The 24582-nt window shown below is 45.4% G+C and carries 24 protein-coding genes; all 24 read left to right on the top strand.

Annotated features, from left to right (window positions below; translation table 11 throughout):
• The first annotated feature begins 10 nt into the window (after window positions 1–10).
• The 24 genes from QF049_RS12115 (at window position 11) to rbfA (ending at window position 24572) form a co-directional block, all read left to right on the top strand.
• On the top strand, window positions 11–631 hold the full coding sequence (locus tag QF049_RS12115; protein ID WP_091034987.1) for a chemotaxis protein CheC: 621 nt from the start codon (window positions 11–13) through the stop codon (window positions 629–631).
• A complete protein-coding gene (locus QF049_RS12110; protein ID WP_017689162.1) occupies window positions 624–1121 on the top strand; it encodes a chemotaxis protein CheD in 498 nt (165 codons plus the stop codon). Before QF049_RS12115 ends, QF049_RS12110 begins: the two co-directional genes overlap by 8 nt.
• A 4-nt stretch (window positions 1122–1125) precedes the next feature.
• Window positions 1126–1464 carry a hypothetical protein gene (locus QF049_RS12105; protein ID WP_307537678.1) on the top strand — a complete coding sequence of 113 codons (339 nt, stop codon included), beginning with the start codon at window positions 1126–1128 and terminating at the stop codon, window positions 1462–1464.
• Between the two features lie 121 nt (window positions 1465–1585).
• Complete coding sequence (locus QF049_RS12100) at window positions 1586–2374, top strand: FliA/WhiG family RNA polymerase sigma factor (RefSeq protein WP_017689160.1); 789 nt, start codon at window positions 1586–1588, stop codon at window positions 2372–2374.
• Between the two features lie 62 nt (window positions 2375–2436).
• Window positions 2437–3846, top strand: a complete 1410-nt coding sequence (locus tag QF049_RS12095) for a flagellar assembly protein A (RefSeq protein WP_307543222.1) — start codon at window positions 2437–2439, stop codon at window positions 3844–3846.
• A gap of 52 nt (window positions 3847–3898) precedes the next feature.
• A complete protein-coding gene (locus QF049_RS12090) occupies window positions 3899–4213 on the top strand; it encodes a hypothetical protein (protein ID WP_307537676.1) in 315 nt (104 codons plus the stop codon).
• Window positions 4214–4278: 65 nt separating this feature from the next.
• Window positions 4279–4860 (top strand): hypothetical protein, encoded by a 582-nt coding sequence (locus tag QF049_RS12085; protein ID WP_307537674.1) that lies wholly within the window; start codon window positions 4279–4281, stop codon window positions 4858–4860.
• A gap of 3 nt (window positions 4861–4863) precedes the next feature.
• Window positions 4864–5490 (top strand): hypothetical protein, encoded by a 627-nt coding sequence (locus QF049_RS12080; RefSeq protein WP_307537672.1) that lies wholly within the window; start codon window positions 4864–4866, stop codon window positions 5488–5490.
• Between the two features lie 295 nt (window positions 5491–5785).
• Window positions 5786–6484 (top strand): 30S ribosomal protein S2, encoded by a 699-nt coding sequence (gene rpsB / locus QF049_RS12075; protein WP_017689155.1) that lies wholly within the window; start codon window positions 5786–5788, stop codon window positions 6482–6484.
• A gap of 115 nt (window positions 6485–6599) precedes the next feature.
• Window positions 6600–7250, top strand: a complete 651-nt coding sequence (gene tsf / locus QF049_RS12070; RefSeq protein ID WP_124114084.1) for a translation elongation factor Ts — start codon at window positions 6600–6602, stop codon at window positions 7248–7250.
• A 232-nt stretch (window positions 7251–7482) separates the two neighbouring features.
• A complete protein-coding gene (gene pyrH, locus QF049_RS12065; protein ID WP_017689153.1) occupies window positions 7483–8211 on the top strand; it encodes a UMP kinase in 729 nt (242 codons plus the stop codon).
• The gene (frr, locus tag QF049_RS12060; protein WP_017689152.1) at window positions 8211–8765 is read left to right on the top strand and encodes a ribosome recycling factor; all 555 of its coding nucleotides are present in this window, start codon (window positions 8211–8213) and stop codon (window positions 8763–8765) included. The genes pyrH and frr overlap by 1 nt, the downstream gene beginning before the upstream one ends.
• 89 nt (window positions 8766–8854) lie before the next feature.
• Window positions 8855–9622: an undecaprenyl pyrophosphate synthase gene (locus QF049_RS12055; RefSeq protein WP_105410033.1), complete on the top strand. Its 768-nt coding sequence runs from the start codon at window positions 8855–8857 to the stop codon at window positions 9620–9622.
• Window positions 9623–9638: 16 nt separating this feature from the next.
• The gene (locus QF049_RS12050; RefSeq protein ID WP_307543220.1) at window positions 9639–10433 is read left to right on the top strand and encodes a phosphatidate cytidylyltransferase; all 795 of its coding nucleotides are present in this window, start codon (window positions 9639–9641) and stop codon (window positions 10431–10433) included.
• Between the two features lie 70 nt (window positions 10434–10503).
• Window positions 10504–11643, top strand: a complete 1140-nt coding sequence (locus QF049_RS12045) for a 1-deoxy-D-xylulose-5-phosphate reductoisomerase (protein ID WP_307537668.1) — start codon at window positions 10504–10506, stop codon at window positions 11641–11643.
• A 113-nt stretch (window positions 11644–11756) separates the two neighbouring features.
• Window positions 11757–13028 carry an RIP metalloprotease RseP gene (gene rseP, locus QF049_RS12040; protein WP_307537666.1) on the top strand — a complete coding sequence of 424 codons (1272 nt, stop codon included), beginning with the start codon at window positions 11757–11759 and terminating at the stop codon, window positions 13026–13028.
• A 62-nt stretch (window positions 13029–13090) separates the two neighbouring features.
• Window positions 13091–14545, top strand: coding sequence for a proline--tRNA ligase (proS, locus tag QF049_RS12035; RefSeq protein WP_307537664.1), 1455 nt, complete (start codon window positions 13091–13093; stop codon window positions 14543–14545).
• 152 nt (window positions 14546–14697) lie between these two features.
• A complete protein-coding gene (locus QF049_RS12030) occupies window positions 14698–19017 on the top strand; it encodes a PolC-type DNA polymerase III (protein ID WP_307537662.1) in 4320 nt (1439 codons plus the stop codon).
• Window positions 19018–19273: 256 nt separating this feature from the next.
• The gene (gene rimP / locus QF049_RS12025) at window positions 19274–19735 is read left to right on the top strand and encodes a ribosome maturation factor RimP (RefSeq protein WP_091017262.1); all 462 of its coding nucleotides are present in this window, start codon (window positions 19274–19276) and stop codon (window positions 19733–19735) included.
• Between the two features lie 123 nt (window positions 19736–19858).
• Entirely contained in the window at window positions 19859–20956 is a 1098-nt protein-coding gene (gene nusA, locus QF049_RS12020; RefSeq protein WP_062833827.1) for a transcription termination factor NusA, read from the top strand.
• Between the two features lie 25 nt (window positions 20957–20981).
• On the top strand, window positions 20982–21287 hold the full coding sequence (gene rnpM / locus QF049_RS12015) for an RNase P modulator RnpM (RefSeq protein ID WP_017689143.1): 306 nt from the start codon (window positions 20982–20984) through the stop codon (window positions 21285–21287).
• A complete protein-coding gene (locus tag QF049_RS12010) occupies window positions 21280–21609 on the top strand; it encodes a L7Ae/L30e/S12e/Gadd45 family ribosomal protein (RefSeq protein WP_017689142.1) in 330 nt (109 codons plus the stop codon). The genes rnpM and QF049_RS12010 overlap by 8 nt, the downstream gene beginning before the upstream one ends.
• Window positions 21602–24187, top strand: coding sequence for a translation initiation factor IF-2 (gene infB, locus QF049_RS12005; protein WP_091031850.1), 2586 nt, complete (start codon window positions 21602–21604; stop codon window positions 24185–24187). The genes QF049_RS12010 and infB overlap by 8 nt, the downstream gene beginning before the upstream one ends.
• Window positions 24188–24212: 25 nt before the next feature.
• Window positions 24213–24572: a 30S ribosome-binding factor RbfA gene (gene rbfA, locus QF049_RS12000; protein ID WP_017689140.1), complete on the top strand. Its 360-nt coding sequence runs from the start codon at window positions 24213–24215 to the stop codon at window positions 24570–24572.
• Window positions 24573–24582 lie beyond the last annotated feature (10 nt).

Below are 24582 nucleotides of genomic sequence, written 5' to 3'. Positions count from 1 at the left end.
TACCGTGGAGATGTTCAACCGATTTGAGGTATTCCAGATGGATGTGCTCAAAGAGGTCGGTAACATTGGAGCAGGCAACGCCGCAACGGCGTTGTCTCAACTCCTCAACAGACCGATTGACATGGGTGTACCTACAGTACAAATGCTCCCTTTTGAAGAAGTTGCCGAAAAAGTGGGCGGAGATGAACGCATCGTGGTTACCGTGTTTCTTCGTGTAGAAGGCGAAGCACCGGGAAATCTTTTCTTTATGATGACACCAGAGGCTGCTAAAATGTTGTTGAATAGACTTGCAGGGTTTGATCTGAAAGAAGGGCTCGCTTTTACAGATATGGAACAATCAGCGCTTTCCGAAATTGGAAATATTTTGGCCGGATCCTATCTCTCTTCTTTGGCAGATTTCACAAAGTTGTCTATGTATCCAACTGTTCCAGGACTTGCCATCGACATGGCAGGTGCCATTCTAAGTTATGGTTTGCTGCAATTTGGCGAGATGGGGGACGCTGCATTGTTGATTGACACATCTTTCTTTGAAGGTGAAGATCAAGTGGAGGGTCAGTTTTTCCTCATTCCGGATCCACCATCCTTTGCAAAGATATTTGAATCGCTAGGGGTGCCACTGAGCCATGATTGAGGACAAAAGCGTCGTTAAAGTCGGTATGGCGGATTTAAACATCGCTCATCTTCCTGGTGTGATCCGTACGACTGGCTTGGGTTCGTGTGTGGGATTAACAATGTATGACCCACATTTGAAGCTGGCTGGAATGGCGCATGTCATGCTTCCTACTTCAGAGATCGCCCGTGAAGGGAAACTGAACACTGCGAAATATGCGGATACGGCGTTGCCTGAGCTTTTGGAAAAGATGATAAAACTAGGCGCTTCTCACTCACGTATTGTGTCTAAAATGGCCGGAGGCTCTCAGATGTTTGCCTTTGCTGGCGCTGGAGATACAATGCGCATTGGGCCAAGGAATGCAGATTCTTGTCGAGAGTGGCTTCAAAAACTCAACATCCCTCTTCTAGCAGAAGATACGGGTGGGAATTATGGACGAACGATTGAGATGGATTGTGAAACTGGACTTTTGACTATTCGAAGTGTACAAATGGGTGTAAAGGAACTATAAGACTATGATAGGAAACTACCGCATTAATCTTGGAGCAGGCATCGTTGGGTTTATTCTTACTTTTTTTGTAGCATACAGCAGCAATGTGCTGATGACCAGTTTAATTCGCGGATTGATCGGATTCGTAGCCTGGTTTGTCCTTGCATATGGTTTACGCTGGGGATTGGGATTGCTGCTGAACCCTCAGATCGAGGGAAATGGGTATGGTTATGATTCACCAAATGCTCAAGATCAAAGAGGTTCACAGGTGGACATTAAAATCGAAGACGATGGACAAGAGCTGAATGATTTGCTCAAGAGTGGACAGAACCGCTTCATCTGGGGACGATCTTCCGCCATCTGAGACGAAAGCTCCAACGGGATTCGCCCCTTTGGATCCGCCTAAACTTGTCCGGACCAAGGATCCGGAGGAATTGGCGCAGGCCGTTCGTCACCTGACAGACAAATAAGGAGGGTGAAAGCAATTGAACGAGCGTAAAGCTTCACATTTGAACCATTCTGATCTGTGGGAAAAGTGGAAAGAACATGGAGATCTTGAAGCCAAGAAAACTTTGATTGAAAAGTATCTTCATATTGTAAATTATGTATCCGGTCGACTGGCTGTGGGTTTGCCCAAAAATGTTCCCAAGGATGACTTGGAAAGCAATGGCGTTATGGGTTTAATTGATGCATTGGAGAAGTTCGACTATGAACGTGGTCTGCAATTTGAAACTTATGCATCATGGAGGGTCCGCGGAGCCATTCTTGACGGTCTGCGTCAAGGTGATTGGGTTCCGCGTTCTGTGCGGGAGAAGGCCAAGCGAATCGAAGACGCCTACCAACAGCTGGAACAAAGTTATCTCAGGTCTGTTAGTGATGAGGAAATGAGCGAGTACTTGGACGTATCCACTAAAGATTTTCAACATATGCTTCAGGAAGTGGCAGTCATGTCACTTTGCTCGCTGGAGGACCCAATTCGTGAGGAAGAGTCTGAGACTCGTCTGTCTTTGATGGTGGATGAGAAAGCCAAAAATCCGGATTATAAAGTGAATGAGTTTTATTTGAAGGAAGCTTTGGTGCAAGGGCTTGACAAGTTGACGGTAAAAGAGAGAACGGTTGTTTCACTATTGTATTACGAAGATCTTTCTCTTAGTGAAATTGCTGAGGTTATGTCTCTTTCTCCGTCTCGTATATCCCAGTTACATTCCAAGGCAATATTACGATTACGCGGCACGTTGGACAAACAGAAAGATTTGTTGATGCGTAAAGATTAATAGAGAGAAGTAATATCATTGGAGTTTGGGGAGTGGAAAGTCTAAAAGGGGGAAGAATTGCGGTGACACAGCGGACTGCTTTGGAACAATGTTTAAACATTGTTTTATCGGACGACAAATGCACAGCCTACCTTGAATTTTCCAAAGAGGAAGAAGGCTTTGCCTGCACGATCGATGAACTTGAACAATTTGTGGCAAACAAGGGCATCAAACAAGGTGTATCGCGAGAGGCACTATTACTTTTTGTGAACAACCCTGAAACCTATTTGAAAGATAAATACAAGATTGCAGAAGGTGTCGCTCCCATTCAAGGAACAGATGGCTTCATCAAGGTTCTGGTTGGAATGGACGATACGAATGAACGACGACCACTGGAATCGGAAGATGGAACTGTCGATTACAAAGAAGTGACCCGGTTAAACAATGTCCGTAGTGGCCAGATCATTGCAGAGCGGATCGCTCCTAGCGATGGCATACCAGGCAGGGCAGTAACGGGTGAGGAAATTCCTTATCGTCCGGGAAAAGAAGCTCGGTTTAAAGTTGGGAAAAACGTTGTGATTAACCCGGATGGTTCTGCGATGTATGCTGCACTGGATGGGCTGGTTACCAAAACGGACGGTAACAAACTGAATGTTTTTCCGGTCTATGAAGTCAATGGTGACGTTGACTACAATAACGGTAATATCGACTTTGTAGGTACAGTTGTCATACGCGGCAATGTACTTACCGGATTTAAAGTAAAAGCAGCAGGTGACATTCGTGTCGTCGGAGGTGTCGAAGGAGCTGAACTGGAAGCAGGCGGCTCAATCGAAATTACCGGTGGTATTATTGGTTATAACAAAGGACTGGTACAAGCAGGCCATAATGTTAAATGTACTTTCATTCAAGAAGGCAACGTGGATGCCGGTGAAGATGTTCTGGTTTCCCAAAGTATTATGCATTCCAATATTCGTGCAGGCCATGGTGTCATCTGTGCGGGCACCAAGGGTCTTATCGTTGGTGGCTCGATCCAAGCTGGTCAGAACGTCTCAGCGCGTGTTGTGGGCAACAGCATGTCCACGGTCACTTCCATTGAGGTTGGTGTGCTACCAAAGCTGCGTAACGAACTCAATGATTTGCGCAAGGAAGTCAGAGAGCAGATGGATTCCTTGGATAAAACGAAGAAAGCTTTGACATTGCTGGATCAATTAGCTGCCGCTGGACAACTAACTCCAGATAAGATGTCGATGCGAATCAAGCTGAATGCTACGCAGAAATCTGCTCTTCGCATAAGTGAAGAAACGAAAATGCGTATCTTTGAAATTGAAAAGGCACTTGAAGATACAAGTAAGGCTCGTGTTGATATTCTGAAGATGATTTATGGAGGCTCTAAAATAGTTATCGGCAGATACACGAAATTTATTAAAGATCCAGTGAGTCGAATTTCATTTTATTATCACGATGGTGATATTACGATGGTTCCATACGTTTAAGTACAGCATTCAGGCACAGGAAGAAATCCATTCGAAACCGTGAGGTGAGCGTATGAGTTTCAAAGCAGTGGAGTTGCAGATTGCGGTACCACGAACAAGTGAAGCGGGACGTTATCAAAGTGAAGCCCAGCAGCGACCGATTACGGATCAGAATCTTTTGGCAGAGCAAACGTCGAAAGAAGCAAATGAAGCAAGGCAACGAAGTGAAGCAATGGACGAAACTTCACAGACTTCGGTGCGTGATGGTCATAACCATGATGGGGATCAGCAGAGTGGTTCCGATGGACAGGAGACTGCTCAGGCTCAAGAACATGTCAAACCTGCAGAGCATCCGTATAAGGGAAAACACATAGATCTGTCTTTATAATAAATGGTTGTTATGGACATGCAGTCTTGCGCACCGATGGTTGAATCAGAAGGAGAGAACCCAATTTGTCACCATGGATCATTATTGTCATATTAGGGGCCTGCGCCATCGCCTACGCTTATATTATGCCTCGGAAAAACAAGGCGCAAGAGCCTGGGCATCAACTGGTGCAGGAAATGGAATCTACGCTTGAACACTACATGACCGAGATCGAAAACGATAATGATGCTCTTATTCAACGTGTGGCTGAAATGAAGGGAGAAGCGACAGCAGCCGATCAACGTATGCAATTGCAACTTCAGGAATTACAGCAGCGGTTGGATCAGCTGGAACAGAGCAAAAAGAATGAACCTGTCGCAACTGTTCCACATTCCGGTAATGTATCCGTACAATCTTCCGAAGGTTTGCAAGCACAAGCGCTTGTGAAAAGTGTACAAGCAGAGGCAGCCCAGCAGGCGTTAGAAGCAGACCTACAGACCAGTGAAGTCGAATCTTTGCCTGGGCGTGATTCGATTAAAGATCGATATGCAGAACTCTTTAATCTACATGCTGAGGGTAAGTCGATGGATGCCATATCCAAGCAGACAGGCATTCAGCGTGGTGAGGTACAGTTAATACTGCAACTGGCAGAACGGGAGGAAAGCTAAGTCATGGACAAGCGATCCTTATGGATTGGTCTGGGGAGCGGTATGATTATTGGTGCAGTTTTGCTTCAACTGGCCACAGTAGGACAAAATGCATTATCTGATAGTAATCTTGACCCTGAGCAGACCGCCAATATGACGAAAGAACAGCTGGAAACAGTCGCAAAAAGCCTGGATATGAAGTTGGTCGGTTCTGAGGAGGAATTGTACACAGAAGCTGAGTGGGTAGAGAAGAAAAAGCAGGAAAGCAGTGAGTTGCAAGGGGAAACAGCAACACCACCTGAGGCAGTAACCTCTACGGAAACACCTGCAGAGCCTGAGAAGCCACAAGAGCCTGCTGCAAGTGAAGGTGAAGGGCAGAAAGAGATAACTGAACCGAAGACAACAGAACCTGTAACGCCGAGCAATCCGAAAGGCGCAACAGTATCATTTAAAGTACGTTCAGGCAATAGTCTGGCGATCGTTGCAGCAAACCTAAAAACCGCGGGAATCGTAGATGATGCTCAAGCATTCATAAAGGCTGGCAAGGCTGAGCGAATCAATACCAAAATCCAAGTGGGTACCTATGCGCTTGAAAAAGGCGAAAGTTTCAAATCCATTATCGCAAAAATTACGAAAGAACCGTCAAACTGAGCATGCTCGGACAGGACGGTTTTTGCGTATTAAACGGTGCATTTTCAAAGCTTGATAATAATTAGCGTTGAGTTACATATCAAGTTTAAATTGATTCGATACTAGGAAAAAACGAAAAGTAGATTTTAGCTTTAAAGACTGTTGCATCGGACAGTCAGTTATGCTATATTAGATAACGGTGTTAAAACACACGCATGTGCTAATTTTGTTGAGGGTGCTTTCCTTATGGAGAGTCTTGGCGAAAAATGATGCCGGCGGAGGACACAATAAAAACCATATTAGGAGGTGTGTGAAGATGGCAGTAATCTCCATGAAGCAGCTTCTCGAAGCTGGGGTACACTTCGGTCACCAAACTCGTCGTTGGAACCCAAAAATGGATCGTTATATCTTCACTGAAAGAAACGGAATTTATATCATCGACTTGCAAAAGACGGTGAAAAAAGTCGAAGAGGCTTACAACTTCGTTAAAGGAATCGCAGGAGAGAATGGTAAAATTCTTTTCGTGGGTACTAAGAAACAAGCTCAAGATTCCGTTAAAGAAGAAGCTGAACGTGCTGGTCAATTCTACATTAACCAACGCTGGCTCGGCGGTACCCTGACTAACTTCCAAACTATTCAAAAACGTATTGATCGTTTGAAACAGTTGGAAGCTTGGGAAGAAGACGGTACATTTGCTGTATTGCCTAAAAAAGAAGTTATCTTGCTTCGCAAAGAAAAAGATCGTCTGGAGAAATTCTTGGGCGGTATTAAAAATATGAAAGGCCTGCCAAGCGCCCTGTTCATCATCGATCCACGCAAAGAGCGTATCGCTGTTGCGGAAGCTCGCAAATTGGGTATCCCAATTGTTGGTATCGTTGATACTAACTGCGATCCGGACGAGATCGATTATGTTATCCCAGGTAATGACGACGCGATCCGCGCTGTTAAATTGCTGACAGGTAAAATGGCTGACGCTGTAATCGAAGCTAACCAAGGCGAAGAAACTTCAGCTTAATAGATTCGAACATATGTTATAAACTAAATGAAAAGGGTGGTTGGCAGGTGGATAACCTCTCACTGCCCTTTTTTTAGAGTGTACGTACAATACTTAATTTTGGAGGGAATTTATAATGGCAGTTAATGCGAGTGCAGTAAAAGAACTTCGCGAAAGAACGGGCGCTGGTATGCTCGATTGTAAGAAAGCACTGGAAGAAGCAAACGGTGATGTAACAAAAGCAGCTGAATTGTTGCGTGAGAAAGGTCTTTCTGCAGCAGCAAGCAAAGCAGGCCGTGCAGCAACTGAAGGTGTTGTTGAATCTTACATCCACGCTGGTGGACGTATTGGTGTCTTGGTCGAAGTTAACTGTGAAACAGACTTCGTTGGTAAAACGGATCAATTTAAGGATTTCGTTAAAGATGTAGCTATGCAAATCGCTGCAGCTAATCCTAAATTCGTTACACGCGAAGAAGTTCCTGCAGATGAGCTGGAAAAAGAAAAAGAAATCCTGAAAGCTCAAGCTCTTAACGAAGGCAAACCAGAGAAAATCATTGAAAAAATGGTTGAAGGCCGTATCGGTAAATACTACGAAGAGTACTGCCTGATGGAACAAACTTTCGTTAAAGATCCAGACAAAACGATCTCTCAATTGCTGAACGAAAAAATCAGCCAAATTGGTGAAAATATCTCCATCCGTCGTTTCGTTCGTTACGAACTGGGTGAAGGTCTTGAGAAAAAAGTAGACAACTTCGTAGAAGAAGTAATGTCCCAAGTAAACAAATAAGACGGTTTCTATAAACCGGCGAGCAGAATTGATTTTCGAAGATATAAGAATGATGAAACTTCGAAGCGTAAACTCCCTTATATCTCAGGAAAACAGTGCCTTACCGGTTAAACGTTTTTCCTAAAAGAGCGGAACACAACTGTGTTCCTTTCTTTTTAAGCAGGAGGCCATGCGCGAGAAGTTTTGTTGGTTGGACACCAAGCGTGTTCGATTCAAAGTGGAGGGTGAATAATTGGAACAGCCAGTATTTAAACGTGTTGTCTTAAAGGTCAGCGGTGAGTCTCTTTCCGGTCAAAACGGCTACGGTATTGATGCAGATACGATCTCGTCGATTGCCCAACAGGTAAAAGAGGTTGTTGCACTTGGTGTACAGGTTGCTATTGTATGTGGCGGCGGAAACATCTGGCGTGGAATTGCCGGTAGTGAAAACGGCATCGATCGTGCAACTGCCGATTATATGGGTATGCTGGCGACAGTAATGAACTCGCTGGCACTGCAAGATGCTTTGGAACAGATTGAAGTGCCTACGCGTGTACAGACATCTATTGCAATGCAACAGATTGCAGAGCCTTATATTCGTCGTAGAGCTATTCGCCATCTGGAGAAAGGCCGGGTCGTTATTTTTGCAGCAGGTACAGGTAACCCGTTCTTTTCCACGGATACAACAGCAGCACTGCGCGCAGCGGAGATTGAAGCAGAAGTTATCTTGATGGCCAAAAATAAAGTTGATGGTGTATACTCAGCAGATCCATTTAAGGACAGCACAGCTGTGAAATTTGATCAGTTGACTTACATGGATATTCTTAACAAAGACCTTGGTGTAATGGATTCGACGGCATCCTCGCTTTGTAAGGACAACAACATCCCGTTGATCGTATTTGCCATTACGGAACAAGGTAACATCAAACGTGTTGTTCTGGGCGAACGTATCGGAACAATCGTTAAAGGGAGTGTAGATTAATGCCACAAGCGGTTAAACAACATGCCGAAGAGCGTATGGAAAAAGCAATTCAAGCATTGCGTCGTGACCTGGCTACTTTGCGTGCAGGCCGCGCAACTCCAGCTCTTCTGGACCGAATTCAGGTAGAGTATTATGGAGCAATGACGCCATTGAATCAACTCGCTAATATCAGTACTCCGGATTCCCGTACACTGATGATTCAGCCTTGGGACAAATCCTCCATGGGTGACATCGAGCGTGCCATCATGAAATCGGATCTGGGTCTTACTCCAGCCAATGATGGTAGCATGATCCGTTTGTCTATTCCGGCATTGACGGAAGAACGTAGAGCGGAACTTGTTAAGTTGACGAAGAAGTTCGGTGAAGAAGGTAAAGTAGCGATTCGTAACATTCGCCGTGACGCGAATGATGACATCAAGAAAATGGAGAAGTCAGATATTTCCGAGGATGAATCCCGGAGACATCAGGACGATATCCAAAAATCGACCGACAAGTTTATTGCTGAAGTCGATAAGGTACTCGCTGCCAAAGAAAAAGAAATCATGGAAGTGTAAGACAAGCGCAGCCCCTCCAATACGGTGGGGTTTTGTCTCTTTTTCCAAGCTTCAGATAAAGAAACTTCAGGGATTTTGGAGGAACAGGAATGATCAAACGGGTTCGGTCGTGGTGGAATGGGGCTGACAAGCAGGAAACGCTGACTATATCCGAGGACAATATCCCGCAGCACGTCGCCATCATCATGGACGGCAATGGACGATGGGCCAAACGTTTGGGACTCCCGCGTATAGCCGGGCACCAAAATGGCATGAAGGCGGTCAAACGTGCGACCATCGCGGCGGATGAACTGGGCATCAAATATCTGACGATGTACGCTTTTTCGACAGAAAACTGGACGCGTCCAAAAGAAGAAGTGGATTTTCTGATGCGACTTCCGCAAGAATTTCTAGCCATAGAGCTGGATGAACTTATAGAAAAAAATGTGCGCATTCGCATGATGGGTCAAGAAGAACATTTACCTTCTCATACCATTAATGCCTTGCGGGAAGCCATTCGTCTTACGGAACATAATACAGGCCTCGTTTTGAACTTTGCAATGAACTATGGAAGTCGTCGTGAAATGACGGACTGTGTTAAACAGATCGCTCTGCAGGTGAAATCGGGGGAACTATCGGCAGAGGACATAACACCTGAACTCATTGATAGACATATGCTGACGGCTGACATGCCCGATCCGGATCTGCTGATCCGGACGAGTGGAGAGTTGAGATTAAGCAACTTTATGCTCTGGCAGCTTGCATATAGTGAATTATGGTTTACGGATATATACTGGCCCGAATTTGGCAAAAAGCATTTGCTTGAAGCAGTAGCCGAATATCAGCGCAGAACAAGGCGTTACGGCGGTTTGAAATAGATGGAGGATGAAGCCGTTGAAACAGCGATTAACGACAGGAATCATAGCAGGTGTGTTGTTTTTAGGTTTTTGCATGCTGGGCGGACCCTGGTACCATGGTTTGGTATTGCTTATGGCTCTCATCGGTTATTATGAATTTGTTAAAATGACCGGGGTGATGCCTTTTTCAGGTGTGGCCCTGATTGGATATGCTGGTGTTTTTGCCATCGTGTTTCCTTGGGAAATGCTTTGGGAGGTAAGACCGCTATCCTTATTTCAGGTCATCTGGATAGTAATGCTTGTACTGATGACAGCTTCGGTTGTCACCAAAAATAAGGTTCCCGTGAATACAGTGGCGATGCTTTTCCTTGGCGTGTTGTATATAGGAATCGGTTTCTATTACATTGCAGAATCCAGACATCTGCATCATGGATTGTTCTGGACGTTCCTGTTGCTGGGCTCCATATGGGCCAGTGATGCAGGAGCTTATTTTGTAGGGAAACTAATTGGTAAAAACAAACTGTGGCCTTCCATCAGTCCAAACAAAACCGTGGAGGGTGCACTGGGTGGCATCGTGATTGCAATTGTTACTTCTGTTATTTTTGCATTAGTATCAGATGGTTTGCTTTCCTGGCAGAGAGCGATTGTGATCGGAATTGCCTGTGCAGTTGTAGGTCAGATGGGTGACTTGATCCAGTCTGCATACAAACGTGTATATAATATCAAGGATTCAGGCAGTCTTCTCCCAGGGCATGGAGGCATTCTTGATCGGTGCGACAGCTGGATTGTTGTTTTTCCATTCGTACATATACTAATGCTACTGCCCTACTAAAGAAGAACATGAGTCTGAGATAACAGCATTGTTCGCCGTAGGCATTGGATAATTAAAGATGAGGTGCAGCATGAAAAAAATTGCGATTCTCGGGTCAACCGGTTCCATTGGAACCCAGACACTGGATGTAGTTGATATGCATCCAGAACTCTTTCAAGTGGAGGGACTGGCTGCCGGAGGCAATACAGACCTGCTGATCGAACAAACCAAACGTTACCGACCGAAGAAGGTATCGGTGGGGTCCAAAGAATTAGCGGAGAAGGTAGCTCCACATTTGCCTGTAGGAACGCAACTGTTTTATGGCACAGAAGGACTCGTAGAAGTTGCGGCAGGAACCGATGCGCATACGGTTGTTACAGCGGTGGTGGGGAGTGTTGGATTGGAGTCAACGCTTGCTGCCATAGACGCAGGCAAACAGATCGGGCTGGCCAACAAGGAGACATTGGTTACGGCGGGGCATATTGTTACTACAAGAGCGGCTGCCAAAGGAGTCTCTTTGCTACCCATCGATAGTGAGCACTCTGCGATATACCAATGTTTGAATGGTGAAAACAGAGAACGCTTGACAGGCATTACACTCACCGCTTCAGGTGGATCATTCCGTGATCTTACCCGTGAACAGTTGAAGAGCGTGACTATAGAGGATGCACTTAAACATCCGAATTGGTCAATGGGGTCCAAAATTACGATAGACTCGGCAACTATGGTTAACAAGGGTCTCGAGGTCATTGAAGCACATTGGTTATTTGGTCTTCGATATGATCAGATTAATGTATTGCTTCACCCAGAGAGTGTTATTCATTCCTATGTGGAATTTGATGACACAAGCATCATCGCACAACTGGGTAATCCGGATATGCGAGTTCCAATTCAATATGCACTGACTTACCCTGATCGCTTGCCATCACCAGCACAGCGTCTGTCTCTTGCTCAAGCTGGGAAATTACATTTCCGTGAAATGGATATGGAACGGTTCCCGTGTTTAAGAATGGCGTATGAGTGTGGTAAAATGGGAGGAACCGCAACAACGGCGTTTAATGCAGCCAACGAGGTTGCTGTAGCCCGTTTCTTGCGTAAAGAGATTTCATTCCTTAAAATAGAAGATATTATTGCTTCTGTGCTGGAAGCACACCACAATGTGGACGAGCCTGATCTGCAGGAGATCGCGCGTTGTGATCAGGAGAGCCGTAAGCTTGCGGCCAGTCTGTAATCTCTTTTTTCATAACAAATTGGAAGAAGTGATTCTCTTGTGCGGCATCAGAGAATAATGATAATCTAGAGGGACAGACTGCGGTATGTGCCGTGAAGGAGGATGGATAGGGATTGGAAACCATACAAGTGGTATTTCTAACGGTGCTCATGTTCTTTGTCATCGTGACGGTTCATGAATGGGGGCATTATTATTTTGCCAAACGCGCCGGTATTCTTGTACGGGAGTTTGCGATCGGTTTTGGTCCCAAATTGTTCTCATATAAAAGAAACGAGACTCAGTTTACATTACGTTTGTTGCCTTTTGGTGGATATGCACGGATGGCAGGGGAAGATCCGGAACTGGTAGAGATCCAGGAAGGACAGACCATCGCGGTAAGATCAGCGGATGACCAGGTGAAGATGATCTATCTGGATCAGTTGGATAATCGTAAAAATGTAATACGTGGTGAAGTCATCTCCATTGATATGGAGAATGCACTGAAGCTTCAACTGGATGTAGATGGTGAGATTCAGGAGTATCGTATTCATCCTCAAGCAATGTTGGTAAGCCGTGGCAAACAAACGCAGATTGCACCGAAAGATCGTCAATTCGGCAGCAAAACCGTTGGACAGCGTGCATTGGCTATTTTTGCGGGCCCACTCATGAACTTTATCTTGGCCTTTGTGCTGTTTGCTGTATATGCACAGATGGCAGGAGTTCCGGTGGAAAATCCAAAAAATCTTGAAATTGGTGAAGTGCTTGAAGGTGGGGCAGCCGATCAGGCGAACCTGCAAAAGGGTGATATTATTGAGACGATCAATGGTACTGTTATTGGTACAGATTCACAAAAAATGGTGTCGATGATTGCCGATTCCAAAGACAAGCCGATGGAATGGACGCTGCGCCGGGGTTCGGATACGTTTAATATAACGATTACTCCACGTGCTGTAGAAGGACAAGAGGGCGGTAAAGTGGGAATCGTACCTACGTTACCAACCCGATCTGTTGGATTTGTAGAGACATTTAAAGTCTCAGGCGTGGCCATGGTTGATACAACCAAAATAATATTTGAAGGTTTTAAACATCTGATCAATCAATTCAACATGGATGATATTGGTGGTCCAGTTCGTACATTTGAAGTGACAGGGCAAATTGCTAAACAAGGGATTGAACAGTTAACGAGATGGGCAGCGATTTTGAGTCTATATCTTGGGATATTTAACCTGCTACCAATACCTGCACTGGACGGCAGTCGTCTGGTATTTTTGGGAATTGAAGCGCTGCGCGGCAGACCTGTTGATCCCAATCGTGAAGGCATGGTGCATTTCATCGGATTTGCGATGTTGTTTGTGTTAATGCTGGCAGTAACTTACAATGATATATTACGTTTAATTAACGGATAATTACGGTTGGACTAGGCTCTGGACATTCAGAGATAGTCGTTATGGGAGGACGCTGGAGTCTTATGTCAAAGGAAAATGATAAACAGTTCGTGACTGAAATCACACCACAGGGTGAGGACTTCTCACGCTGGTACATTGATGTTATCAAAAAAGCTGATCTCATGGACTATGCACCCGTACGCGGTTGTATTGTGTTTAAACCAGACGGCTTTGAAATCTGGGAACATATTAAGGATGAGTTGGATCGTCGTTTCCGGGAAACGGGTCATCGCAATGCGTACTTCCCGATGTTCATTCCTGAGAGCTTCTTTCAAAAGGAAAAAGAGCACGTGGAAGGTTTTAATCCTGAATTACCATGGGTTACGGAAGCCGGCGGAGAGAAGCTGGAAGAACGTCTGGCAATCCGTCCTACATCCGAAACGATTATTGGTCACATGTATTCCAAGTGGATTCAGTCTTATCGGGACCTTCCGGTACTGATCAACCAGTGGGCTAACGTAGTTCGTTGGGAAAAAAGAACGTTGCCGTTCCTTCGCACAAGTGAGTTCCTGTGGCAGGAAGGTCATACTGCGCATGAGACCGAAGAAGAAGCACGTGAAGAAACGATGAAAATGCTTGAGATTTATCGTGAAGTGGTTGAGGAGTACTTGGCTATTCCTGTAATTGTGGGTCAGAAAACCAAATCCGAGAAGTTTGCGGGTGCGGTGGATACGTACTCGATCGAAGCCATGATGAAGGATGGACGTGCAGTACAAGCAGGTACATCTCACTACATGGGGACGAACTTTGCAAAAGCATTTGAAATCCAGTATCTTAGCCGCAATAATGTGCTGGAGCTGGCTTACACTACTTCATGGGGAGTAAGCACACGTTTGATCGGTGCATTAATTATGGTTCACGGAGATGACCGTGGTCTCGTACTTCCTCCTAAAGTGGCACCAACACAAGTGGTTATGATTCCAATTGGACCTCCGAAAACGCGTGATGCTGTTGTTGGTCGTGCAGATGAGTTGTTCACTGAGTTGAAAAAAGCTGGAGTCCGTGTGAAAATGGATGATCGCAGCGATGTTCGCCCAGGTTGGAAGTTCAATGAATACGAGATGCGCGGTGTTCCGATTCGTCTGGAGATTGGTCCACGTGATATGGAAAATGGCGTTTGTGTACTCGTATCACGCATCACAGGTGAGAAGAAAGTGGTAGAACAAGCAAACCTGGTAGAAGAGATCCAGGCTATGCTGACACAGATCCAGGTAGATATGTTAGAGCGTGCTCGCACATTTATGTCGGATAACTTCTACTCTGTGGATACACTCGATGAGATGAAAGAACTGATGGAAAATAAACGCGGGTTTACACTGGCTGGATGGTGCGGTTCAGAAGTTTGTGAAGATAAAGTAAGAGAAGTCACAGGTGCAACAAGCCGGAACATTCCGTTCCAGCCTGCGGAAGAAAAGCATACGTGCCTGGCTTGTGGTGAACAGGCGGAACACACGGTTGTGTTTGCAAGAGCATACTAAGTCAGGATCACTTGACGAAAGGCACTTATTCACCGTTTAAGTAATGAATGGAGAGCTTCTGTCGGATAAAATGAGTCGGTGCGAGTTCGGATCGGTGACATTTTTGAATGCAGGGGCTTTTCATGCTTTAAGGGGGTACAAGGAGGAACACGATGAGCGGATTCGAGGAGAAGAGAAAACGGTTTGAGTTGTTGATGAAACAGGCAGAGCTTCCGGCTGGTCTGTTAGAGCCCTATTTTTTGGATGGATGGATTGAACAAGTAGAGACCAATCGAAGTAATCGGGAATGGAATATTCTGATTGCGAAGGATACGTTGGTACCCGCTCCAATCTATCGCACATTTTGCCTGCATATTCAAGAGAAGATGAATCATATCGCCAAAATTTCATTTGGCTTCAAATACACGGACCAAGTACAAAATGGTGATATCGTCAGTGAATATTGGAATCTGTTTCTGGAGTGGGTTACCCGTGAGATTCCATCTGTAAATGGTTGGATGAACCGGACAACCTTTGAATGTGAAGAGGATCTTCTACAACTGACAATGAGTGATGCAACGTCGATGGAATTGGCTCGTAAGAAACAGATTGATCAGGCTATTACGAAATTCTATGAAAAATACTTTCATCTACCTCTTCGCATCAAGATGCAAGTGGGTGAAGTGGGAAGCAATAAAGAGGCCATGGAACAGTTCCAAGCCCAAAAACGTGTAGAAGAACTTGAGGTCATCGAGAAGATGATGAGTGAAGTGGACACAGAAATCCTGGTGGATGAGGAGCAGGGTGATCTGCGTTTGCAAATGGGTTATGACATCAAGGAACCTGCAGTACCCATGCAGGAAATCCAGGATGAAGAGAAAAAGGTCACGCTTCAAGGTTCGGTGTTTGGACTGGATCGTAAAGAACTGCGAAACGGAAATACGTTGTTTACCTTCTACCTGACCGACTTCACGGATTCCATGCAAATGAAGATGTTTGCCAAAACAAAAGAGGATGTTAAAATTCTCAGTTTGTTGGCTAACGGTAAATGGGTAAAAGTGCGTGGTCGTGTAGAATATGACCGGTTTATGCAAATTCCTGAACTCGCCATGATTCCTTCGGATTTGATTGAAGTTAAAGCACCGCCGTCTCGCAAAGATAATGCACCAGAGAAACGGGTGGAGTTCCATTTGCACTCTACAATGAGTACGATGGATGCTGTAACTTCAATTGACAAATACGTGAAAATGGCAGCCGAGTGGGGACATAAGGCGATTGCTGTCACTGATCATGGTGGGGTGCAGGTATATCCCGAGGCTTCCAAGGCTGCTAAGAAAAACGGGATTAAGATGATCTACGGCCTTGAGGCCAATGTCGTGAATGACTCTGTTGCCGTTGTAATGGCTCCTCAGCCATTGGATCTACAAACAGCAACATACATCGTATTTGATATCGAGACCACAGGTTTGTCGGTAACACAGAACAAAATCATTGAGATTGCAGCCGTGAAGATGCAAGATGGTAAAGAAATCGACCGATTTGCAACGTTTGTGAATCCGCATGAACGCATTCCCTACAACATTCAGCAGTTGACCAATATTAATGATGACATGGTTAAAGACGCACCTGAGCTGGAGCCTGTTATCCGTGATTTTGTGCAGTTTGCTGGTGATGGTGTGCTTGTTGCGCATAATGCACGTTTTGACATGGGCTTTATCCAGGCTTCCCTGAAGCAAATTGGAATGCCAGAGCTTCCTAACCCAGTCCTTGATACGTTGGAACTGGCACGATTGTTATTTCCAAAAAATAAGAACCACCGTCTGAATACGATGGCGGATAAATATAAGGTTGGACTTGAAAGTCATCACCGTGCCATTGATGATACGGTTGCACTCGCGGGTATACTGATCGGATTATTAAATGATGCTGCTCAGATGAAAGGATTAACGAGGCTTGATCGCTTGAACGATTATGTAGGTGTCGACTTGTCGAATACAAGACCTTTCCATTGTGGCATCTATGCATTGAATGATGTCGGTAAGAAAAATCTATATAAGCTGGTATCTCTCTCTCATACGGAACATTTCAAGCGGGTACCGTGCATTCCCAAATCAAAACTGATAAATTTGCGTGAAGGCCTTGTTATTATATCGGGCTGTGAAAAAGGGGAGTTTTTCGAAGCGGTGCTTAACAAATCGCTCGAAGAAGCGGAAGAGATCGCTGAGTTCTATGACATACTGGAGATTCAACCACTTACAATGTATATGCATTTGGTGGATAAAGGGTTGGTGGCTACACCCGAAGAAATCAAAACAGCGATCCGTAAAGTCATTGATATAGGTGCAAAACTTAATAAACCGGTCATAGCCACAGGTAACGTGCACTATTTGGAACCACGTGACAAGTTATATCGGGATATCACCATTCACGGTATTACAGGATTTAGTCCACTGAAAGATCAACGTAAACCGGATGCACATTTTAGAACGACAGAGGAAATGCTGGAAGAATTCCAGTTTCTGGGTCAAGAGAAAGCATACGAGGTCGTTGTTACAAATACGGTGGAGTTGTCTGACCGATTTGAGGAAATTAAGTTATTCCCGGACAAACTGTTTACTCCGATTCTGGAAGGTGCGGACGAAGAAATCCGTAATACCTGCTATAACACTGCCAAGTCCATCTATGGTGAGGAATTACCAGAAGTAATCGTGGCACGACTAGAGAAAGAACTCATTCCAATCATTAAATACGGTTTTTCTGCCAACTATCTGATCTCGGAACGCTTGGTTAAAAAATCAAATCAGGATGGTTATCTCGTAGGTTCGCGGGGATCGGTAGGCTCCTCGGTTGTTGCTACATTCCTGGGGATATCCGAGGTTAATCCACTGCCTGCTCATTACATTTGTGTGAATTCGGAGTGCAAACACAGCGAGTGGTTCCTGGACGGCAGTGTTCGGAGTGGTTTTGACCTTCCAGAGAAAGAATGTCCGAATTGTGGTGGCACACTTAAAGGAGAAGGCCAGGATATTCCGTTTGAGACCTTCCTTGGATTTAAAGGAGATAAAGTTCCCGATATTGACTTGAACTTCTCTGGTGATTATCAGCCTCATGCTCATAACTATACGAAAGTACTATTTAGTGAGAAGAGTGTTTTCCGTGCGGGGACCATTGGTACGGTGGCTGAGAAAACAGCATTTGGTTTTGCCAAGAAGTATGAGGAAGAACATCACAAGAAATGGCGCGGAGCTGAATTGAATCGTTTGGCCTCTGGCTGTACTGGGGTGAAACGGAGTACTGGACAGCACCCCGGCGGTATTGTCGTGGTACCTGATTATATCGAAGTCGAAGACGTTACACCTGTTCAGTTTCCGGCTGACGACGTTAATGCGGAGTGGAAAACCACACACTTTGATTATCATGCTTTTGAAGAAAACTTGCTGAAACTTGATATTCTGGGGCACGATGATCCAACTATGATGCGGATGTTACAGGATTTGACAGGGGTCGATCCGACGACCATTCCGATGAATGATCCCAAAGTCATGAGCATGTTTAACTCAACCGACGCTCTGGGTGTAACACCGGAACAGATTAGGTCGCCAGTCGCGACGTTTGGCGTGCCAGAGATGGGAACGAAGTTTGTACGTCAGATGCTTGTTGAATCCCAGCCGACGTCTTTTGCCGATTTACTGCAGATTTCCGGATTGTCCCATGGTACAGGGGTATGGCTTGGAAACGCTCAGGATCTGATTAAGAACGGAACGTGTAACATTAAGACGGTAATTGGTTGTCGGGATGATATCATGTTATTCCTGATCTATAAAACGGGAATGGACGCAAGTCTTGCCTTTAAGATTACCGAGAGTGTTCGTAAGGGACGGGGGTTGCCACAGGAATGGATTGACGAGATGAAGAATTGTAAAGTGCCTCAATGGTACATTGATTCGTGTCTCAAAATCCAGTACATGTTCCCGAAGGCTCACGCGGCCGCTTATGTTATTTCGGCAGTACGTACGGCGTTCTTCAAGCTGTATCATCCGATTGAATATTACGCAACTTACTTTACCGTGCGGGCGGATGAGATTGATATCGAACTGATGTGTCAGGGATATGACGCGATCTATCGCAAAATTACGGAAATTGAGCAATTAGGTTTCCAAGCACCTCCAAAAGAGAAAAACATGTTACCTGTCCTGGAAATGGGTCTGGAAATGGCAGCACGCGGATTCTCGCTGAAGTCCATTGACTTATACCGTTCGGAAGCGACAAAGTTCATCGTTGACGGAAAATCACTAATCCCTCCATTTTCGGCGTTGGCAGGAATCGGGGATAATGCTGCTCGCAATATTGCTGCAGCAAGAGATCATGGTGAGTTTCTATCGGTCGAGGACTTCCAGCAGAAGTCGAAAGCAAGTAAGACCATTGTTGAACTCCTGTCGAATATGGGATGTTTCCGTGGCTTGCCAGAGAGCAATCAGCTTTCCCTTTTCTAGGATTGAATTTGGATTTAAACATAGCGATTGTTGGGGGAACGTAATTTTTCCTTCATTAGTAAGTAAACTACCTGAACCATCGCTTACTTGTCACTATTACCAGACTATGTTATAATTTTTGAAGTGAACGAGATAGTACGAATTTCTAAAGAGTGGGGAAACCCACTCTTTAGTCTTTGGTATACAAGAATCTTGGGTATTGAATAATCTGCCAGTGCTTTTTTGCTGGTGTAACCTAAGTTGGAGGTTATTGGTTTTGAGCACAACGAACATTAAATCTACCGTGGAAGAAATGATCCAACCCTACTTGAACGAACAAGGCTTCGAGCTGGTTGACATCGAATACGTCAAAGAAGGCAGCAACTGGTTTTTACGGGTGTATGTCGACAAAGAGGGTGGCATCGACATCGACGATTGCGTCTTGATCAGCGAAAAGCTGAGCGCCAAGCTGGATGAGAACGATCCGATTCCAACCATCTATTTCCTTGAAGTGTCTTCTCCCGGTGCGGAGCGTCCACTGAAAAAACCTGAGGACGTTACCAAATCTGTAGGCAAAAATGTTTTTGTTACAACCTACGAGCCGGTGAACGGATTGAAGGAATTTGAAGGCAAGCTGCTTTCCTTTGATGACGGGGAACTCGTGATCGAAGCAGGCAAAAAACAGCATGCCATTTCTTATGATAAGGTTGCCAGTGCGCGCCTAGCTATTTTGTTTTAAGTGCCTTGTTCACTTTATTAATGAAAAAGACACATCTCACGATAACGGCAAGGTGCTCATGAGTTCAGAGCCTTTCGCCGTTTTACGTATGAGATGCCATGTTTGAAAGGGGGATCAACATTCATGAGTATGGATTTTATTGAAGCAATGAATGAATTGGAACGGGAAAAAGGGATCAGCAAGGATGTGCTGTTTGAAGCGATCGAGGCTGCACTAATTTCCAGCTACAAGCGGAATTTCAACACGGCCCAGAATGTGCGTGTTGACATGAACCGTAATACGGGAGTTATTCGGGTGTATGCCCGTAAATTGATCGTGGAAGAAGTCCTGGATTCACGTACCGAAATTTCATTGCCTGCTGCACGAGAAATCAACCCACACTTCCAGCTGGAAGATATTGCGGAGATTGAAGTTACGCCGCGTGATTTCGGACGTATCGCCGCACAAACTGCCAAACAGGTAGTGACCCAGCGGATTCGTGAAGCCGAACGCGGCCTGATCTACAACGCTTTCGTAGATAAGGAAGAAGATATCGTTACGGGAGTGGTGCAGCGTCAGGATTTGCGCAATATCTACATCGATCTGGGCAAAATCGAAGCGGCTTTACCGCTGACCGAATTGATGCCGAACGAGAAGTTTGTTCATGGTGACCGTATTAAGGCGTATATCACCAAGGTCGAGAATACGACGAAAGGGCCGCAAATCATTTTGTCCCGTACCCATCCGGGCCTCTTGAAACGTCTCTTTGAACTGGAAGTGCCCGAGATCTTTGACGGTGTAGTTGAAATTCGCTCCGTCGCTCGCGAAGCAGGGTTCCGCTCCAAGATTGCCGTTCATTCCCGCAACGAAGAAGTTGATCCAGTTGGATCATGTGTAGGTCCTAAGGGAATGCGCGTGCAGACCATTGTGGGTGAGCTGCGCGGTGAAAAAATCGACATCGTTCGTTTCTCCGATCAGGTAGACGAATATGTTGCTAATGCACTGAGTCCTTCCAAAGTATTGGAAGTTCATGTATTTGAGGAAGAAAAGATGGCTCGGGTTATCGTTCCGGACTATCAACTGTCGCTCGCAATTGGTATCAAAGGCCAAAATGCCAGATTGGCAGCCAAATTAACCGGCTGGAAAATCGACATTAAGAGCGAGAGCCAGGCGGAACAGGAATTCGGCAGAGAAAAAGATTCTTCTTCTGAAATGCATCAGGATTCCGTCTCCGTCGACTAAAGTAAAGTACGGGGGGCGCTGACGTATGAAACCAAAAAAAGTGCCGCTGCGCAAATGTGTGGCATGCCAAGAAATGATGCCCAAAAAGCAGCTGATTCGCATTGTTAAAACGCCAGAGGATGAAGTGCTGATCGATTTGACTGGCAAAAAATCCGGACGTGGTGCCTATTTATGCGGCAAAGAGTCCTGTTTTAAGCTCGCACTCAAAAACCGGGCTTTGGATCGGGCGTTAAAAGGCAAAGTCTCACCTGAAATTTACGAGCAATTAGCAGCTGACTTCATCGCGGTTGAGGATGAATTCAAAGCAGCACAGGAGCGTGAACATGACTAATATTAAAACGCTGTCTTATTTGGGACTCTCTATGCGTGCAGGTAAACTTGTAACAGGTGAAGAAATTGTACTTAAAGCGATCCGTTCTTCCGAAGCTAAAATGGTTATTGTTGCGGGTGACGCCTCAGCCAATACACAAAAGAAATTTCGCGATAAATGCGGAACTTATAAGGTTCCTCTGTTGATCGGATTTGACCGGGATAGTCTGGGTTCAAGTATCGGTAAAGACACGCGTGTTGTTCTTGCAGTAACGGATCGAGGGTTTGCAAAAATGATCTCCAAGCAAGTCGGTATAATGTCGGAGGTGGAGTATATTGAGTAAACAGGAAAACAAGGATAAATTGCGAGTTTATGAATATGCGAAGTCCCTTAATATGAGTAGTAAAGAAATTATAACCATTCTTAAAAAGCTGGAAATTCCCGTAAACAATCATATGAGTGTCATGGAGAATGGTTCAGTCGGTAAGGTGGAACAATTTTTTAAAGATATAAAATCCACTGCTGCTTCGAAACAAGGCAACGATGCAAAACCAGTTGCTACTTCGGCAGTGCGCAGTGACAAACCAGTGGACAGCAACAAGCCGGCCGGCGGAGTGAACACGCCGAAGAGCAGTAACCCATCCGGTAGTCCCGTACAAACAAAAATACAACAGGAAAAGCAGGTAGGTATGAACAATAGACCAAATTCCAACAATAACAATGGCACCCAAAGACCCAGCGGCCAAGACAGCCGCAACAGAACGAACTCTTCCCAAGGCTCAAGCCAAGGAGGACAATCAACTAACCGTCCAAGACCAGCTCAAGGTGGACAAAGCAGTACTGCATCCCGTCCGCAAGGATCGGGTCAACGTCCGAATAACAGCGGTGGCGGTCAAGTAAGAACTTCAGGACCTAACAGCGGTGGTAATACAGGTACTGCTGGCAACCGTAGCGGTGGGCAAGGTCAGAGCCAAGGACAAGGCCAACGTCGAAGCGGCCCAGGTGGTACTACTGGCAGCAACAACAACAGTGGTAACCGTTCGAACAGCGGTGGCGGTGGACGTCGTTATGATGACAACCGTGGCGGTAACTTCCGTGGTAACCGTGGTGGCAAGAACAACCGCAACAGAAATCAACAACAGTACCAACAACGTGAGAAAATTGATAACACACCTAAGAAAATCATCGTTCGTGGTGATATGACTGTAGGTGAAACAGCGAAGTTGCTCCATAAGGATGCTTCCGAAGTTATCAAAAAGCTCATCGCTATGGGCGTTATGGCAACAATCAACCAAGAGCTTGATATCGAAACGATCCTTCTGCTTTCAGGTGAATTCGGTGTTGAGGTTGAAGTGAAGATTGTGCTTGAAGATGACCGTTTTGAAACACTGGAAGAGAATGATGATGCTGCTGACTTGCAAGCTCGTCCTCCCGTAGTTACAATCATGGGTCACGTTGACCATGGTAAAACAACTTTGCTGGATGCCATTCGTTCCACGAATGTAACAGGCGGCGAAGCAGGCGGAATCACGCAACATATTGGTGCATACCAAGTCGAAATCAACAACAAAAAAATTACGTTCCTGGATACTCCGGGTCATGAAGCGTTTACAGCGATGCGTGCACGTGGAGCACAGGTTACGGATATTACAATTATTGTTGTAGCTGCCGATGACGGTGTTATGCCACAAACGGTTGAGGCAATTAACCATGCCAAAGCTGCGGGGCTTCCAATTATCGTGGCTGTCAATAAAATTGACAAACCGGGCGCTGATCCGGATAAGGTAAAACAAGAATTGACTAACTATGAACTCGTTCCGGAAGAGTGGGGCGGAGATACCATCTTTGTTAACGTATCAGCAAAACAAAGAATGGGTCTGGAAGGTCTGCTTGAAATGATTCTGCTCGTTGCAGAAGTGAACGAATACAAAGCGAACCCGGACAAACGTGCCCGTGGTACAGTGATTGAAGCCGAGCTGGATAAAGGACGTGGCCCAGTTGCACGTATCCTCGTACAGCACGGTACATTGAAAGTCGGCGATGCTTTCGTAGCAGGTAACTGCTTCGGTCGTGTCCGTGCGATGGTCAATGACAAAGGTCGTCGTCTGAAAGAGGCTGGACCTTCAACACCTGTAGAAATCACAGGTTTGACTGAAGTTCCAGGTGCGGGAGATCCATTCATGGTGTTTGAAGATGAGCGCAAAGCGCGTTCCATCGCTGACAAACGTGCGATTACGCAACGTGAATCCGATCTGGGTACACATACTCGCGTAACGTTGGATGATTTGTTCCAGCACATCAAAGATGGCGAGATCAAAGATCTGAACGTAATCATCAAAGGTGACGTACAAGGTTCGGTTGAAGCGTTGAAAGGTTCCCTTGCGAAGATCGAAGTTGAAGGTGTACGCGTGAAAATCATTCATAGCGGCGCTGGTGCAATCACTGAGTCCGACATCATTTTGGCGGCAGCATCCAATGCCATCGTGATTGGTTTCAACGTTCGTCCTGATAACCAGGCGAAAGCAACTGCAGATCAAGAGCAAGTAGACATTCGTCTGCATCGCGTAATCTACAGTGTTATCGAAGAAATTGAACAAGCGATGAAAGGTATGCTTGATCCGATCTACAAAGAAAAAGTTATCGGTCATGCTGAAGTTCGGAGCACGTTCTCCATCAGTAAAGTGGGTACCATCGCTGGTTGTATGGTTACCTCGGGTAAAATTACGCGTTCTGCGGAAGCACGCCTGATTCGTGATGGCATTGTCCTTTACGAAGGTAAGCTGGATTCCCTGAAACGTTATAAAGATGATGCCAAAGAAGTAGCACAAGGTTACGAGTGCGGTATCACACTTGATAAATATAATGATCTCAAAGAAGGCGACGTTATCGAAGCTTTCATTATGGAGACAGTACAACGATAAGCAAGGAAGCATGAGGTGAACAACGATGGCTAAGATTCGTACAGGTAGAGTGGGCGAGCAGATCAAGAAAGAAATCAGTCTGCTCATCCAGTCTGAACTGAAAGATCCACGTATCGGCTTTATTACGGTAACGGGAGTCGAAGTGACAGGAGACTTGTCGCAAGCCAAAGTTTATCTGAGTGTCTTCGGTGAACAGGAACAAAAAGATAACACGCTCAAAGCTCTGGCAAAAGCAAATGGATTTTTGCGTTCCGAGCTGGGTAAACGTATCCGGTTCCGGCATGTTCCCGAATTGATATTTAAGATTGATGAATCCATCGCTTATGGCAGCCGAATTGAGAAGCTGCTTGGCGATATTGGTTCCGACAAGAACGAATCCCAGTAACAGAATAGAG

This window comes from Paenibacillus sp. W4I10 (genome assembly GCF_030816325.1).
Lineage (GTDB): Bacteria > Bacillota > Bacilli > Paenibacillales > Paenibacillaceae > Paenibacillus > Paenibacillus amylolyticus_B.
Note: the sequence above shows the minus strand (reverse complement) of the source record. Positions and strands in the feature narration are given on the sequence as shown.